We start from the raw sequence: 14,487 nt of genomic DNA on the forward strand, positions 1-14,487 counted from the left end.
CGCCACATGGGCGCCGGATCGAATGCATCATCCTGGTCGAATCAGTCGTCGTTCTTCTTCGGCACCGAAATCTTGCCGCCGATGTTCTTGTGGTTGACGTCGCCAGAACCCATGGTGTCGACGCGCAGGTCGCCCTGCACGTCATTGGCGGTGACATCGCCGGAACCGACCGTGGCGACATGGACATTGCCGCGGATGCCGCCGATGACGACGTCACCCGAACCGACGGTGCCGACCTCGACCGATCCCGCGGTCGCGATCCTGGCATCGCCCGAACCCATGGTGTCGATGCTGACCGCACCCGCGATGTTCTGCAGCTTGGCATCGCCGGAACCGATGCTGAGGACGTGCAGGTTGCGCGCGCCGTCGACGACCAGGTCACCCGATCCCAGCTTGGCGAAGGCGTCGCCACGCACGCCGAGCAACTGGCCGTCGCCGGAGCCGAGGTCGAGGCTGGTGCGCGCCGCATTGCGGATGACCACGTCGCCCGACTTGGCGGTGACTTCGACCATCACGTTGTCGGGCACCTTGGCCTGCAACTGCATCATGCTGTAACGGCTCATGCGGATCGGGCCGATGCTGATGTTAGAGCGGCCGGTGAAGCCGTCGGTATGCCACGCGCGCACGACCAGGGTGTCGCCATTGCGCTGCTGTTCCACCTTCATGGTGTCGAGCGACGACTGCGACGATGCGCAGGCGCGGCCACTGACGGTGCCGCCACCGGAAACGGCGTCCGCGGTCAGGTCGTCACTCTGCAGGTCGAAACGCACCGTGCGGATGCCGCGCGTATCGAGCGCGAGGTTGATCGGACGCTGGAAGGCGCAAGGCGTGTTCGCGAAGTCGTTCTTCGGCGGCACCGGAGGCATGGGCGGAGTCGGCGGCACCGGTGGGGTGGGGATCGCCGCCGCGGCTGCAGCCGCGGCCGCCGAGCCGGAATCGGAATCCGAGTCGTTGTCGGAATCGGCATTCGGGCCGGAGGACGGACCGCGGACAACGACATGGTCATTGCTGTCCTTGTTGCAGTTGTCGATCTCGTCCTGCGTCATGGTGGCGTAGGGCTTGAACGCCGGCAGCGCCGCGGCCAGCTTGTCCTGGGTCACGCGCATCGCCGGCAACGATGCGCAGATCTGCTGCGCATCGGCCTTCAATGTTTCCGCCTGCGCGTTCACGCGCTTTTCGACCTGGTCGGTCTTGCCGGTGAAGATGCTGGCCAGCGCTTCGTTGACCGCGGTGCCGGCAAGGTCCGCGCCCTTGGCGCCGATCGTCATGCCGAGGCTGGCGATGTCGATCACGTGCTTGCGGTAGTCCAGCAACAGTGCGCGCTGGTTGGCATCGACGGCGATGTTCTTGCCGTCGACGATGAAATCGCCCTTCGGGGTGATTTCCGCCAGCGGCAGGTTGGACGGGGTCTTGCCGCCGTTGATGTGGATGCCGTTGCCCTGGCCGAGCTTGATGTTCTCGGTCTCGAGCTTGGTGCGCGCTTCGGCGATGGCGTTCTGAGCCGCTTGGCCAATCGCGGTCTGCGCGGTGTTGCCGGGCGCCGGGGTCGCGGAGGATTGCGGCGACGGCGAGCAACCCATCAGTGCGGTGGCGAGCGTCAGTGAAACGAATTTGGAGGCGTGGTTCATGAAAGTTCTCCGGATCAATATCAATTGGGCGATGACGGGATCAGGCTTCGGTGCGCCAGCGGCGCAGGCGGATCGCACCGAAGATCATCGCGACGCCCACCACTGCACCGATCCACAGGGCCGGGCTGGTCCAGGCATTCAGTCCATTGAAGAACTGGAGACCCTCATGCAGGCTTTCTGGACGGTGATGATGGTTGATCGCATCGGAAACTCCGATCAGGTGCGCGCCGGGGAAGGTGCCGGTCAGCAGGCGAGCGATGCCGTGCTTCCACATCATGCCCAACACCGGGGTATCGCGATACATGCCGTTCAGCGCCACTGCCCAGGAGATCAGCGCACCGGCCAGCAGCGGCAGACCCACGGCCCAGAGGAAGGGAACGCGACGCGACCACGCCGAGCACAGCAGCAACCAGCCGGCGGTCGGCAATGCCCACAGTGCGTACAGCGGCACCATCAGCAGCGTTTGCCCGACGATCATCAAGGGATCCATGTTCGACCACAGCAGGGCCAGCGGCAGGCCGTTGCCGAGCATGAACACGCTGATGATCAGGGCGAAGACCACCATGGTGGCCAGGGACACCGCGATCGCGATCAGCGGTGCGACGACCAGGCCGGACAGCAGCTTCGACAGCACGGTTTCGGTGTCGGAGACCGGCATCGACTTCCAGAACAGCACGCTGCGGTCCTTGCGTTCGTCGAACAGGGCGCTCAGCAGGTAGAAGAACACCACGAAGCCGAGCACCATCAGCGGCCACACGCCGGCGATCATCAGCACGCCGTTCACCGCGTCATGCATCTGCGCGAGATCGGTGGGCGAGGCATGGGCCAGCGCCTGGCGCACGCTGTCGCTGTTGGCGGGCACGTCCTGGCCGCCGATGTTGACGACCCACGACGACGATTCCGACTGGAACTTGTGGAAGGCGAACTGGCCGGCGCTGCTGCCGATGACGGTGAACACCAGGAAGATGACGCTGGTGATGATCGGCGCCCACAGGAAGCCGCCCTTGTGTTCCCAGAATTCACGCTTGAGCAGCGTCTTCATGCGGTGGGTGGAATGCGGCGCGGTACGAACCGCTGCATTCGCGTTGTTGACGATGGCGTTCATGCGTAGGTCCCCTTCATGGTGGCGACGAACAGGTCGGCGATGCCCGGGCTGCGGGTTTCACCGAGCGCGGCGAGCTGCACCTGGGGCACGCCGTCGAACAGCAGGATGGATTTGCCGAACGGCATCGCGCGTTCGCTGACCGGCTTGAGCGCGCGTGCGGCTTCGATCTGGTCGGGATTCACCAGCACTTCGGTGAAGCGCAGGCTGACGTCTTCCATTGGCGAGTTGAGCACCAGCTTGCCGCCCTGGATGAACATCACGTCGGTGAGGATGTGTTCGATCTCCTCGACCTGGTGGGTGGTGACGATGATCGTCTTGTCCTCGTCGAAATAATCCTCGAGCAGGCGCTGGTAGAACTCGCGGCGATAGAGGATGTCGAGGCCGAGCGTCGGTTCGTCAAGCACCAGCAGGCGGGCGTCGATCGCCATCACCAGGGCCAGGTGCAGCTGCACGATCATGCCCTTGGACATCTGTCCGACGCGCATGTCCGGCTTCAGTTGGGTGTGGGCGATGAAGCGTTCGAAGCGGCTGCGGTCGAAGCGCGGATGGACGCCCTCGACGAATTCGGCGGCGTGCTTGACCTTGAGCCAGCGCGGCAGCACGGCGACGTCGGCGATGAAGCAGACATCATTCATCAGTGCATCGCGTTGGCTCTGCGGGTCGCGACCGAGCACGTCCAGCGAACCTTCGTACGGGATCAGGCCGAGGATGGCCTTGAGCGCGGTGGTCTTACCGGCGCCGTTGGGACCGATCAGGCCGACGATGCGACCCGACGGAATCTCGAAGCTGACATTGTCGAGCGCGGTGGTGTTCTTGTAGGCCTTGCGCAGGCCGCGTGCGGTAATGACGGCGGTCATGGCGCGCTCCATTTATGTGAGGGGTCGAGCAATTCGGCGGGTTCGAAGCCGAGGCGCTGGATCCGTTCCAGGATCAGCGGCCATTCTTCCTTGAGGAAGCGGTCGCGCTCATTGTTGCGCAATTGGTTGCGGGCGCTATCGGTCACGTACATGCCGAGGCCGCGGCGCTTCTCGACCATGCCTTCGTCGGCCAGTTCCTGGTAGGCGCGCGAGACGGTGATCGGGTTGAGTTGGTATTCGGCGGCGACCTGGCGCACGGAGGGCAGGGCATCGCCCGGCTTGAGAACTCCATCCAGCATCATGGCGATGACCTTTTCCTTGAGTTGACGGTAAATCGGGCTTCCGTCTGCCCATTGCACGGGAGACATGTTCAGATCCTCGGCGGGAATGCAAAGAACGGAACCGCCTGGGCTTGGCGGCGGTTGCGCAGCGTCCTGCCTGACCTGGCCTGGGCCGGGCGCGCCGCCTTGGCGACGACCGGGCTGGCGGACAGCTGCGGCGAGGCGGGCAGCGTGGTGGGGAGTGGCGGGGTCATTCCACTCGGGGAGCCGGCCAACGCGGTGGCGGTACCGAAACTGGCGATGGCCAGACCCAACAGAGCGGTGGTGCCGTGCTTGCGGGCAGTTGCTCCGATGTTCATGGTGGCGTCCTGTTCGACTGGTGTTGTATTGAACTATAACACCAAATCAGGCCTCGTCAATAGGCTGACCCCCAACTGAAGACATAGATGCGGACAGATCGGACGTCCGGCTTGACTCTGGGGCGGCTCCAGACTCTAGAGTTGGGCGGGATTGCGGCGTCGTCGCACCGTCCGGGACAGAAATGGCTTTTGAATTCAATGACATGAAGAAAGGAGGGGCAGGGCTGTCGCGGCGCCGCTTCGTCCAGGGACTGGCTGCCGGCGGCGTACTGGCAGGCCTTGGCCTCTGGCCGAAGCAGGGGTGGGCCCTGCGTTCCAGCGGACAGCCCGAAGTGCTGGCGGGGACCGACTTCGATCTTTCCATCGGCGAAATGGCAGTGGACTTCACCGGCAAGGCGCGTACCGCGGTCACGGTGAATGGTTCGCTGCCGGCACCGTTGCTGCGCTGGAAGGAAGGCAGCACCGTCAACATTCGCGTACGCAATGCCTTGCAACGCACGTCGATGCATGACGGAGAAGCATCGATCCATTGGCATGGCATTTTGTTGCCGGCGAACATGGATGGCGTTCCGGGATTGAGCTTCGACGGCATCCGCCCCGGCGAAAGTTATCTCTATCGTTTCGACGTGCGGCAATCCGGCACGTACTGGTATCACAGCCATTCCGGATTCCAGGAACAGCGCGGGCTGTATGGTCCGTTGATCATCGATCCGATCGAACCCGAACCTTTTCGTTTTGATCGCGATTACGTGGTGTTGCTCAGCGACTGGACGGATCTCGATCCGCAGCGATTGTTCGCGCGGTTGAAGAAGATGGCGATGTACGACAACCACTACCAGCGCACTGCCGGCGATTTCGTTCGCGATGCGAAGAAGAACGGATTGTCGGCAACACTGGCGGATCGCCGCATGTGGGGCGGGATGCGGATGTCGCCCAGCGATCTCTCCGACGTCAACGCCAATACCTACACCTATCTGATGAACGGCACCACGTCGCTCGGCAACTGGACCGGGTTGTTCCGTTCCGGCGAGAAGGTACGACTCCGCTTCATCAACGGATCGTCGATGACGCATTTCGACGTGCGCATTCCCGGCTTGAAGATGACGGTGGTCGCGGCCGACGGTCAGTACGTGCATCCGGTGACGGTGGACGAATTCCGCATCGCCGCCGCGGAAACCTATGACGTGATCGTCGAACCTTCGGGGCAGGATGCCTTCACCATCTTCGCGCAGGACCTCGGCCGCACCGGCTACGTCAGCGGCACGCTGGCGGTGCGCGAAGGATTGCGCGCACCGATTCCCACCATCGACCCGCGACCGCTGCTGGGCATGCCCGACATGGCGATGGGGCGCGACATGTCGTCGATGCAGGGCATGGACATGGGCCACGACATGAGCGGAATGGCCGGGATGGATCACGGTTCCGGCGCAATGCCGACGCACCCGCCCAGCGAAACGGACAATCCGCTGGTCGACATGCAGGCGATGTCGCCGGCTCCGAAACTGGACGATCCCGGCATCGGACTGCGCGACAACGGCCGCAAGGTGCTGAGCTATTCGATGCTGCGCAGCGCCTTCGACGACCCCGATGGCCGCGATCCCGGGCGTGATGTCGAACTGCACCTGACCGGGCACATGGAGAAATTCGCGTGGTCGTTCAACGGCCAGAAATTCTCCGATGCCGCGCCGCTGAAGCTCAATTACGGCGAACGCCTGCGCATCGTGCTGGTCAACGACACGATGATGACGCACCCCATCCATCTGCACGGCATGTGGAGCGACCTCGAGGACGAGCACGGAAACTTCATGGTCCGCAAGCACACCATCGACATCCCGCCGGGAACCCGTCGCAGCTATCGCGTGCGCGCCGATGCCCTGGGCGACTGGGCCTACCACTGCCATCTGCTGTACCACATGGAAGCAGGGATGATGCGTACCGTGCGGGTGGCGGAATGATCGCGATGAACACGACGATTCGCCTGCTGGCCGCTGCGATCGGACTCGCGTTGTTGTCGCCACAAGCCGCCGCGCAGGAGATGGATCATTCGACGATGTCCATGCCGATGCCGCAGGCGGGCGCTGCGAAGAAGCAGCCTGCGAAAAAGAAAGTCCCGGCCAAGCCGAAAGCGAAGACTTCCGGCGAGATGGATCATTCGCAAATGCCGGGGATGGATCATTCCGCGATGGAAGGAATGGACCATTCGCAGATGCAGATGGACCAGGGCGACATGCAAGGCATGGACCACTCCATGCACCAGAAGGCGCCGGCGCCGAACGAACCGAAAACCCCGATTCCCGCCCTCACGGATGCCGATCGCGCCGCCGCGGTTCCGCCGCACGGCGGGCACGACATGATGGACAACGCGGTCCACGGTTATGCGCTGCTCAACAGGCTGGAAACCTGGAACGACTCGCCGGGCAGGGGAGCCGCGTGGGAAGGCCGCGGTTGGATCGGGACCGACTTGAATCGTGCCTGGCTGCGCACGGAAGGCGAGCGCGTTTCCAATCGTACCGAATCCGCCGATGCTGAAATCCTGTACGGGCACAGCATGTCGCCATGGTGGGACGTGGTGGCTGGCGTGCGCCACGATTTCAAACCGGGCGATGGCCAGACGTTCGCCGCAATCGGTGTGCAGGGCCTGGCGCCGCAGAAATTCGAAGTCGAAACGACGGCCTACCTTGGCCAACGCGGGCAAACCGCGCTGCGCTTCGAGGCCGAATACGAACTGCTGCTCACCAACCGCCTGATCCTGCAGCCGCTGGTCGAAGTGAACGCCTACGGCAAGGACGATCGCCTGCGCGGGATCGGTTCCGGGTTGAGCACGGCGGAGGCGGGCATCCGCCTCCGTTACGAATTCACCCGCCAGTTCGCGCCCTACATCGGCGTCACCCGCGAGCAGGCATTCGGTCGTACTGCGGATTTTCGCCGCGCAGAATCGGGGCAGCGGGGCGATACCCGCTTCGTCCTGGGATTCCGCACCTGGTTCTGAAAAACACTTGACTCTAGACCTTGCTCCATGGTTTAGAGTGCCGGCATCGTCACATCGAGGATGCCGGAATGAAGATCGGCCAATTGGCGCAACGCGCCGAAGTGAACATCGACACCGTCCGCTATTACGAGCGCGAAGGTCTCCTGCCCAAGCCGGAACGCCTGTCTTCCGGCTACCGCATCTACGGCGAGGGCGACGTCAAGCGACTGCGTTTCGTTCGTCGTGCCAAGGCGCTCGGATTCACCTTGCCGGAAATCCGCGAATTGCTGGAACTCTCCAGTTCGCGCGATGACGACATGGCGGCGATGAAATCGGCGGCGCTCGACAAGATCGTCGACATCAAGGCACGCATCGCCGAGTTGGAACGCATGCGTGTCGCGCTCGAAGGACTGACCGAATCGTGCCCGGGACATGGCGCACTCGATCACTGTCCGATCCTCAACGCATTGTCGGAGGATGTGCAGTGAGTGCGCATTCCCACGATCATGGCCATGACCACGGTGCGAGTCATGATCACGGGCAGATGAAATCGTGCTGTTCCGGCAATCATTCGACGAGTACAGCGCCGGCGATCGAGATGCCGGCCGGGACTATCTATACCTGTCCGATGCATCCGGAAATCCGCCAGAAAGGGCCGGGTGTCTGCCCGATCTGCGGAATGGCACTCGAGCCGGAAATGCCGTCGCTCGAGGACGAGGAGAATCCGGAACTCGTCGATTTCAGCAGGCGGTTCCGCTGGACATTGCCGTTGACGATCGTGGTGTTCATGCTGGCGATGTTCGGCTCGAAATTCGACTTCCTTTCCGCGTCGGCACGCAGCTGGATCGAATTCGCATTGAGCGCGCCGGTGGTGCTGTGGGCGGGCTGGCCGTTCTTCGAACGCTGCCTGCAATCGATCCGCAACCGCAGCCCCAACATGTGGACGCTGATCGGCATCGGGGTTGCATCCGCATTCGGCTATAGCGCCGTCGCGACGATCGCTCCGGAGATCTTCCCGGCATCGTTTCGCGAGCATGGCCGCGTTGGCGTGTATTTCGAGGCGGCAGCGGTGATCGTCTCGCTGACACTGGTCGGGCAGTTGCTCGAGTTGCGGGCACGCTCGAAGACCTCGGCGGCGATCAAGGCCTTGCTCGGCCTGGCGCCGAAGACGGCGCGCCGGATCGATGCCGATGGCGGCGAGGAAGACATTCCGCTGGAACACGTCCACGTCGGCGATCGCCTGCGCATCCGCCCCGGCGAAAAGGTGCCGGTCGATGGCATCGTGCTCGATGGCCATTCGAACATCGACGAGTCGATGCTGACCGGCGAACCGGTCCCGGTGGGGAAGGGGATGGGCGATCGCGTGATCGGCGCAACGCTCAACGGCACCGGCAGCCTGGTGATTCGCGCCGAACAGGTGGGATCGGACACTGTGTTGTCGCGGATCGTGCAACTGGTGGCGCAGGCACAACGTTCACGCGCGCCGATGCAACGGATGGCCGACAAGGTCGCGTTCTGGTTCGTACTCGCGGTGCTGGCGGCTGCCGCAACCACCTTCGTGGTCTGGGGCGTGTTCGGGCCGGAACCGTCGTGGACCTACGCGGTGCTCAATGCGGTCTCGGTGCTGATCATCGCCTGTCCCTGTGCCTTGGGGTTGGCAACGCCGATGTCGGTGATGGTCGCGACCGGGCGTGCCGCGCATGCAGGCGTGCTGTTCCGCGATGCCGAAGCCATCGAACGACTTGGCTCCATCGATACGCTGGTCGTCGACAAGACCGGCACCTTGACCGAAGGGCGGCCTGCATATCGCGAAACGGTGACCGTCGACGGTGTCGATGAGGATGCGGTCATCCGGTGGGCGGCGAGCCTGGAGCAGGGGAGCGAACATCCCCTGGCGTCAGCCATCGTTGCCGAAGCGAAGCAACGTGCGTTGCAGCTCTCCAAGGTGGATGCGTTCGAATCGTCGACCGGGCGCGGCGTGAGTGGCCATGTCGATGGACACGCATTGGCGTTGGGCAACCAGGCGCTGATGGATGGGATCGGGTGTGGCGTGGCGCCATTGGCAAAGGATGCAGAGCGCCTGCGTGCCGATGGCGCGACGGTGATGTTCCTCGCCGTGGATGGACAATTGGCCGCGGCGATCGCCGTCGCCGATCCGGTCAAGGCCAGCACGCAGCCGGCGCTTGATGCCTTGCGCGCCGATGGTGTGCGCATCGTGATGGCCTCCGGCGATGCCATGGCGACGGCGGAAGCGGTCGGTCGAACATTGGGCATCGACGAGGTGCATGGCGGCGTCGATCCCGCCGGCAAGGTCGCATTGATCCGACGACTGAAATCGGAAGGACGCCATGTCGCGATGGCCGGCGATGGCATCAACGATGCGCCGGCGTTGGCGGCAGCGGATATCGGCATCGCCATGGGCACAGGAACCGATGTCGCGATGTCGAGCGCACAAGTCACCTTGGTCAAGGGCGATCTCGGTCGCATCGTCGAAGCTCGCGCGATTTCGCGCGAGACCGTCGCCAACATGCGCCAGAATCTCGGGTTCGCTTTCCTCTACAACGCACTGGGCGTGCCGCTCGCTGCCGGCGTGCTGTATCCGGTGTTCGGTCTGTTGCTGAGCCCGATGATCGCGGCGCTGGCGATGAGCCTGAGTTCGGTCTCGGTGGTCAGCAATGCGTTGCGGCTCGGGCAACGTCGCAAATAAATCCGGGGAGTACCCTGATCGGCCCAGGGAGGACGGCGATCAAGGGTACCCCCGGCCCCAGAAACGGAGGTCGGAGCGACCTAAAGTTCGACGAGGACGCGCTGGCTGGCTACAGGGGCCAGACGACTTTCGAGACGCTCGTATCGTTTGTATTCCGCAGACAGGACAAAAATAAGGACCAGGCTGAACATCAGGACCCAGACACCGGAAATGAGCCACCACAATCGCGATGGCTCGATATCGGAGCTGTCGAAGCTTGTATTCCGTTTCGCGTTCATCGCATCGGTACCGGTTATCCGTCGATCTCGATCCAGCAGGCGACAGTGGGGTGGCCTGCCACCAGGATCGGAGGTCCCGCTCTGTGGGTATGGAAACCGGTCTTCTGAAGCAATCGCTCCATGCCGATCGGGGACACGGTAATCAGTCGTTTGGCGCCCTGGCGCCGGGCGTAATCCGCCGCGACATTCAATATTTCCAGCGCCAGTTTCGAAGGGTGCTGCGGACCCGAACAACTGCCGTGGCCCGCATCGCCGGTCGCGGCGAATCGCGAGAGTTCCCAGACATCCGTGGAGGAGGGGGGCAGGAGACCATTCAACAGGTTCGGGAATATTTCCCCGAGCAGATAGGGACTGGTGGTCGGCAGCAACCTGGCGCAGCCGATCACTTGCCGGTTCTCATCCCGTGCCAGGACATAGATGGTGTCCTGGCGATCGAACTGATCAAGTTCCAGATCGTTGGTGAGGGCGAGTTCCCACCCAAGCTTCTCGATGAAGATGTCGCGCCGGTATTTACCCAGCTCCTGGAATACGGGCTCGGTCAGGGAAGCCGCGTTTCCATACAGGACATCCATGGACTTTTTCCTCTCCCCATGCATTCAGGGGAAGGCTGGCAGAAGCCCACTGCCGCGATAACTGTCAGATTTGACACTAGACCGCCGGATGAACGGCCGGCTGGGTGGAACCCTGGTGCATGGAATAGCGATTTTCGATCGCACCAAGAACCGTTTCCTGCCAATCGAAGCAATCCAGAACGGCTTCGAGCAGCACCGACGTCTTGAAAGGACCTACCTCGATTCCATCATTGTCCAGCAGCATCACGTTGGTTCTGAGCGAACTCTGGCGGACAAGCATCGACGGAACCCGCATCGGATCGTAAATCCAGTCCCATCCCAACGAGATCACGGGTGCGGAAATGCTCACCCATTCCGTATAGCCTTCGATCGTCGACACGCATGCGCCTTCCATTGGCGCTCTGTCTGGCGATTCCTCCTCAAGCCCCGATACGAAGTGCTGCAAGCGGATGCCGTGGAAGTTTCTCAATTGGAGTTTCACATAGCCATCATCATCAAGAATCATCGTTGCTCCTCGGCTTGCGGCAACAGCCGTACAACCCGAGATCTTTCGGGTGTATCGTCTCGACGTAACCTAACGTAGGCTGGAAATCGATCGTACTGTCAGTTCAGACAGGCAATATGTGTGTCGTGTTTGCGCGTGAAGATCCGTGATGATCAATGGGAGTGGCTTTGCGAGAGTGGAAGGAAGATCAGTTGCAAGCCCTGATTGGCGGAAGCAGCCAAGAGGATCTTTTTGCACAAATCATTTCTTTCGGACGCGAAGCCGGATTCGAGCATTGCGCCTATGGCGTGCGGGCTCCGCTGCCGATCTCGACCCCGAAGATCATCATGCTCAACAACTATCCGCAGTCGTGGCAACAGGCGTATTCGGAAAAGGGCTATCTGCAGGTGGATCCGGTTGTCCGCCACGGCATGGCTTCGATTTCTCCGTATGTCTGGTCGGGCTTCGACAAGAACAGCGATGAGATTCCATTTTGGGAAGACGCGAATTCCCACGGCATCGTTTCCGGGTGGGCACAGCCGGTACTGGCACCCAACGGCATCCGCGGCATGTTCACGGTGACCCGGAGCGCGGACCCGATTACGCCCGAGGAGATTCGCGAGCAGATTCCGAAATTGTTGTGGCTGAGCCAGATCGCCCATTACGGACTGTCGCGCCACCTGATCCGGCGACCCAATTCCGTGGGTTTGGAAGATCTGACCAGTCGGGAACTGGAAGTGATGCGCTGGATCGCCGAAGGCAAGACTTCGAGCGAAATCGCGATGATCCTGAGCATCTCCGAACGCACGGTCAATTTCCACACGAACTGCGCGATGACGAAGCTCGAAGCGCCCAACAGGACGGCAGCAGTGGTGCGCGCGGTGCTGCTGGGGCTTATTACGTAAAGGCCAGCTACATCTTGTTTCTATTACATAATCTATATTATGCGAAATTATCGATATTGGCGATTGGCCTGGCGGCGACTGCTCCTCAGGCTGTTTTGTCGAATCCGGTACTCGTCAATCACCTCTCCGCAGACGCGGGCCTCCTTTCCGGATTGGCAATCCACGTAACCCCGGAACACGATCGCAAGGCGTCGCTGACCAACAAGCGTTCCGCGTTCTATTACACGCAATTGTTCGCCAACAACGATCCCGAGCACGCCTGGTTTCGCGGCTTCAACATTGCCGGCCGCCGGATCTTCAACGACTACCGGATTCGCTGCGGCGACCAGACACTGGATCACGCGGCAACCATCGCGGCAGATGTCACGCCCGATGCCATCCGCTGGCGCCACCCTTCAGGCTGGACCGAAACTTTGCGCCTGTACGACCAGCGTGACGTGGTTTCTGTGGAGCTTTCGGGCAAACAGGCCGCAGGATGCACGATGAACCTGTCTGGCGATGTGCTGCACGCGGATCCCATACGCGCCGACCGCTACGTGTCGACGACGGAAAATTCACCGCGGGATCACGTCGTGGTCAGGCACAGGAATGAACGCTTCATCATCGCCGTCGCCGAGCAGGTCGCAGATGCCGAGCACCTGGCCGACGATGCGCTGGCGAATATCGATACGTGGCGGACCCAACGCCTGTATCGACTGCAAGGACTCGTCAATGGCGATCGCAGGCTGGAGACCAGCGACTCGGGCACGAACGCGGCGCTGCGCTGGATCACGCTGACCACCGACCAGTTGGTGACGCGGCAACGCGGCGACGGCATCTATGCCGGACTGCCTTGGTTCCCGGAATATTGGGGGCGCGACGAATTCATCTCCCTGCCCGGCGCCACGCTGGTGACTGGACAATTCGCGCAGGCACGCGAAATCCTTGCATCGTTCGCCAAATTCCAGGATCTCGATCCGGCATCGCGTTTCTACGGACGCGTCCCCAATATCGTCAAACCAGGCAGCCTCGATTACCACACAACCGACGGTACGCCGCGCTTCGTCGTCGGGCTGCGCGATTACCTGCGCTATTCCGGTGATCGCGAACTCGTCACCCTGCTCTATCCCAACGTCAAGGCCAGCATCGAGGGCGCGCTCGCACATTGGACAGATGCATCGGGTTATTTGATCCATGCCGACAACGAAACGTGGATGGACGCGCGTCGCGCCGGCGACCTGCTTTCATATTCGCCACGCGCGAATCGCGCCAATGACATCCAGGCCTTGTGGGTGCAACAGTTGCGTGCAGGCGTCGAATTCGCGGACATGACCGGCGACGCGTCATCCGCAAAGCGCTGGAAAGACATCGCCGACCGCGTCGAGTCGGGATTCGTTCGCGACTTCGTCGATCCATCGAACGGCCATGTCGCGGATCATCTTGATGCTGCCAATCGCGCGGATTTCACCCTGCGGCCGAATCTGTTGTTCGCACTCGATTTGCTGCCCGGCGATACCGCAGCCCGCGAACTGAAGCGCAGTTGGGAAACTCTGGTATTCCCGTGGGGCGTGACGACGATCGATCCCTCCTCCCCCGCCTTTCATCCCTGGCATCTCGCGCCGGGACGCTGGCACAAGGATGCCGCCTACCACAACGGAGCAGTGTGGCCGTGGCTGGATGGCATCGCCATGCAGCGCATGATCGAGTTCGGCCAGATCGAACCGGCGTGGCGTTTGCTCGATGCCAACAACATGCTCGCGCTCACTCGCGGCGTGGCCGGCGGCTTGCCGGAAACCATGGATGCCTATCCGCATCCCGGCGGGAAGTCGCCGCGCCTGACCGGGACCTATCTGCAGGCCTGGTCGAACGCCGAGCAGTTGCGAGTCTTTTACCAGTACGTGCTGGGCGTTCGTCCGGACATGGGACATGGCCGCATCACGCTGGCCCCGCGGCTGCCGCAGGCACTGGATCACGTTGAATCATCGAATCGAATCGGGAAAGGCGTATTGCATTCAACGTTGGTGCACTCGCAAGCTGGTGCGCATTACGCCTATCGGCTGGATGGAGAGACTGCGACGCTGTCGTTCGACCTGCCGGGATATCCACCGAACTCGACCAGGGTTGCGGCAGGCGACCGACTGATCGTGGATCAATCCGATCGCATATTGCGATTCCGACACGAATCGCGATCGGGGCGAGTCATTCGCAAGTGGTCGCTTCCAGCTGATCAGGACTTGCTGCGACAACAAAAGCGCATGGCGGAGTTGTTCGGAACGGTTCGCTTCGCGCAGCCGGATCGAGCGAATGCGGAGCGCGTTCCAAGCGACCTGATTCCGCCGCTCAAACAGAAGTGACGCAATCGTT

General features: G+C 62.2%; 13 protein-coding genes. 6 read left to right on the top strand and 7 right to left on the bottom strand.

Features of this window, described 5'->3' with window-relative positions; translation table 11 throughout:
* Positions 1-41 precede the first annotated feature (41 nt).
* Genes ABE093_RS08930 through ABE093_RS08950 form a run of 5 tightly spaced genes read right to left on the bottom strand, consistent with a single transcriptional unit; the run spans position 42 to position 4,230 of the window.
* Entirely contained in the window at positions 42-1,628 is a 1,587-nt protein-coding gene (locus tag ABE093_RS08930) for a DUF4097 family beta strand repeat-containing protein (protein WP_430760519.1), read from the bottom strand.
* A 40-nt stretch (positions 1,629-1,668) separates the two neighbouring features.
* On the bottom strand, positions 1,669-2,670 hold the full coding sequence (locus ABE093_RS08935) for a hypothetical protein (RefSeq protein WP_430760639.1): 1,002 nt from the start codon (positions 2,668-2,670) through the stop codon (positions 1,669-1,671).
* A gap of 59 nt (positions 2,671-2,729) precedes the next feature.
* Positions 2,730-3,602, bottom strand: a complete 873-nt coding sequence (locus ABE093_RS08940) for an ABC transporter ATP-binding protein (RefSeq protein ID WP_430760520.1) — start codon at positions 3,600-3,602, stop codon at positions 2,730-2,732.
* The gene (locus tag ABE093_RS08945) at positions 3,587-3,958 is read right to left on the bottom strand and encodes a GntR family transcriptional regulator (protein WP_430760521.1); all 372 of its coding nucleotides are present in this window, start codon (positions 3,956-3,958) and stop codon (positions 3,587-3,589) included. The genes ABE093_RS08940 and ABE093_RS08945 overlap by 16 nt, the downstream gene beginning before the upstream one ends.
* Positions 3,959-3,960: 2 nt before the next feature.
* A complete protein-coding gene (locus ABE093_RS08950) occupies positions 3,961-4,230 on the bottom strand; it encodes a hypothetical protein (RefSeq protein WP_430760522.1) in 270 nt (89 codons plus the stop codon).
* Positions 4,231-4,433: 203 nt separating this feature from the next.
* Between ABE093_RS08950 and ABE093_RS08955 the strand changes: the two genes are divergently transcribed.
* The 4 genes from ABE093_RS08955 to ABE093_RS08970 all read left to right on the top strand — a co-directional run bounded on the left by ABE093_RS08955 (position 4,434) and on the right by ABE093_RS08970 (position 9,905).
* A complete protein-coding gene (locus ABE093_RS08955) occupies positions 4,434-6,185 on the top strand; it encodes a copper resistance system multicopper oxidase (protein WP_430760523.1) in 1,752 nt (583 codons plus the stop codon).
* 5 nt (positions 6,186-6,190) lie between these two features.
* Entirely contained in the window at positions 6,191-7,219 is a 1,029-nt protein-coding gene (locus tag ABE093_RS08960; protein ID WP_430760524.1) for a copper resistance protein B, read from the top strand.
* Positions 7,220-7,287: 68 nt separating this feature from the next.
* Entirely contained in the window at positions 7,288-7,686 is a 399-nt protein-coding gene (locus ABE093_RS08965) for a heavy metal-responsive transcriptional regulator (RefSeq protein ID WP_430760525.1), read from the top strand.
* A gap of 140 nt (positions 7,687-7,826) precedes the next feature.
* The gene (locus ABE093_RS08970; RefSeq protein WP_430760640.1) at positions 7,827-9,905 is read left to right on the top strand and encodes a copper-transporting P-type ATPase; all 2,079 of its coding nucleotides are present in this window, start codon (positions 7,827-7,829) and stop codon (positions 9,903-9,905) included.
* Between the two features lie 292 nt (positions 9,906-10,197).
* Here ABE093_RS08970 and ABE093_RS08975 read toward each other — a convergent pair whose 3' ends face one another.
* Positions 10,198-10,755 carry an acyl-homoserine-lactone synthase gene (locus tag ABE093_RS08975; protein ID WP_430760526.1) on the bottom strand — a complete coding sequence of 186 codons (558 nt, stop codon included), beginning with the start codon at positions 10,753-10,755 and terminating at the stop codon, positions 10,198-10,200.
* 76 nt (positions 10,756-10,831) lie between these two features.
* Positions 10,832-11,260, bottom strand: coding sequence for a DUF4902 domain-containing protein (locus ABE093_RS08980; protein ID WP_430760527.1), 429 nt, complete (start codon positions 11,258-11,260; stop codon positions 10,832-10,834).
* A 191-nt stretch (positions 11,261-11,451) separates the two neighbouring features.
* On the opposite strand from ABE093_RS08980, the gene ABE093_RS08985 reads away from it, so the two are divergent.
* Both ABE093_RS08985 and ABE093_RS08990 read left to right on the top strand, forming a co-directional pair.
* Complete coding sequence (locus ABE093_RS08985) at positions 11,452-12,144, top strand: LuxR family transcriptional regulator (protein WP_430760528.1); 693 nt, start codon at positions 11,452-11,454, stop codon at positions 12,142-12,144.
* Between the two features lie 482 nt (positions 12,145-12,626).
* A complete protein-coding gene (locus ABE093_RS08990) occupies positions 12,627-14,477 on the top strand; it encodes an amylo-alpha-1,6-glucosidase (protein ID WP_430760641.1) in 1,851 nt (616 codons plus the stop codon).
* The last annotated feature ends 10 nt before the right edge of the window (positions 14,478-14,487 follow it).

Origin of the sequence: Solilutibacter silvestris (genome assembly GCF_050574925.1) — a bacterium.
Classification (GTDB): domain Bacteria; phylum Pseudomonadota; class Gammaproteobacteria; order Xanthomonadales; family Xanthomonadaceae; genus Solilutibacter; species Solilutibacter silvestris_A.